Raw genomic sequence first — 934 nt, forward strand, 5'->3', positions numbered from 1 at the left:
AAGGGCAGGACAAAGCGCTGTTAGAAAAACGCCATGCCGTCTACCAAGCCGCCCGCTTGGCACGTCCAGAACGGTGGCGTAATGCGACTCGGAACTGGAGCTGGCAAGATGAAGTGCAATTGAACCCGGATCGGGTCATTGAGCCTAAAACAAGCGAGGAATTACAGGCAGCTTAAATCGTAAAAATATCTCAACTACTTTGACAATTACCGAACCCATTCCTCCTGGTGTCTAAAGCGTTCCCCAACGTTTCTGTAGACGGAATTCTCATGGGCTACTAATGAATCATAAACGCTGTAGAAATTTCCCGTAGCTCTAATTCGATAAGAATAAATTTGCTGTTGTTCTGTTACGGGCGTCATCCATAGTCCATCGGCAGCCCAGTGTTGTCGGACAAAATCCTGACTACGACTTGTTGCTACAAAAGCTGTTTCTTGTTTTTTACAAGATGAGCCATTAGTGTGATCATATAAATCATTATTTTTTCCTGGGCTTTTAAATCCATCACGAAACACCGTTTCAGGCGGCGTTAATGTACTCCTGTATACAAAACTTGGAGGTTGAGCCTGCAAAATACCGCTAGTAAATAATAATGGTACTGTTGCTACCATTATATATAAATGTTTATTGATCATAAATTTCACTCAAATGTTATTTTTTAGTTGTCGTTGGCTTTGTTGCATAAATTGACATCTTCTTCTACAACCGCCAGCGTACGCATCAAGGGAAAATGTGCTGCGGCAGGACACCGCTGCAGACGTTGTTAGAAGGCAAATCGCTCAGGAAGGAGAAGGTCGATAAATCAAACGTAAGCGCCTAGCCCTCCCATCTAAACGCCCTTTCCTTTTTTCGTCATGCTGAGGTTTTTATCAAGCAGGAGGATTTATGGGGGATTTGCAGACGCGGCGCGGGGAGTGGCTACTGCGCGTGGCTC

At 44.6% G+C, this 934-nt stretch carries 1 protein-coding gene; it reads right to left on the reverse strand.

Features of this window, described 5'->3' with window-relative positions; all coding sequences use genetic code 11:
- Positions 1-206 precede the first annotated feature (206 nt).
- Positions 207-635 (reverse strand): hypothetical protein, encoded by a 429-nt coding sequence (locus CSQ88_RS22495; RefSeq protein WP_099400270.1) that lies wholly within the window; start codon positions 633-635, stop codon positions 207-209.
- Positions 636-934 lie beyond the last annotated feature (299 nt).

The sequence above is a fragment of the Iodobacter sp. BJB302 genome (assembly GCF_002735645.1).
In the GTDB taxonomy this organism is placed as follows: Bacteria; Pseudomonadota; Gammaproteobacteria; order Burkholderiales; family Chitinibacteraceae; genus Iodobacter.